Below are 571 nucleotides of genomic sequence, written 5' to 3' on the forward strand. Positions count from 1 at the left end.
TCGTATCCGAGTGAGATCGGAAATCGCCGTCATCGTCTTTCTGGAACCAGACCTTCTTGTCTGACGTGACCCGGCCATCGGCATCGTAGTAAATGTTGTAGTGCTGGTAAGCGACTTCTGGAACGCCTGAGGGGCCATCGACCCGATACTCAATCTGTTCTGTCACACGCTGCTGTGCATCGTATGTAAAGTCTGCCTTGAGAACGCCATCGATGAAAACCTGATCAATCGTGTCATCGAAATTGTATTGGTAGGTCTCCAGCGGGCCATTGCCCGTGGAGCTGGACATTCTGCGCCCCACGAGATCATAGGTGAAGGTCGATCCCTCTGATCCCTCTGTTATGAGCGTTGCGCCTGACGCTTTATGCCCTTTGGAGATGACAACACGATCATAGAAGTCGAACTCATACCAGTATTCGATCGTGTCGCGATTGACCTGGCTGCCATTGCCATTGAGCTCAGCCCGGTTGACTTGCGTTTTTAGAATATTGCCGTTGACGTCATAGAAGAAATTGGTACTGGCACTACCCGGTGTGAACCCTTCTGGATTGTCAGCACCATTGTCGGCCCA

1 protein-coding gene is annotated in these 571 nt (G+C 51.5%); it reads right to left on the bottom strand.

What is annotated here, in order from left to right; translation table 11 throughout:
- The coding region (locus tag RMQ97_RS15540) for a hypothetical protein (RefSeq protein ID WP_413661811.1) at positions 1–571 on the bottom strand (571 nt) is incomplete at both ends.

The sequence above is a fragment of the Maricaulis sp. D1M11 genome (assembly GCF_047308265.1).
In the GTDB taxonomy this organism is placed as follows: Bacteria; Pseudomonadota; Alphaproteobacteria; order Caulobacterales; family Maricaulaceae; genus Maricaulis.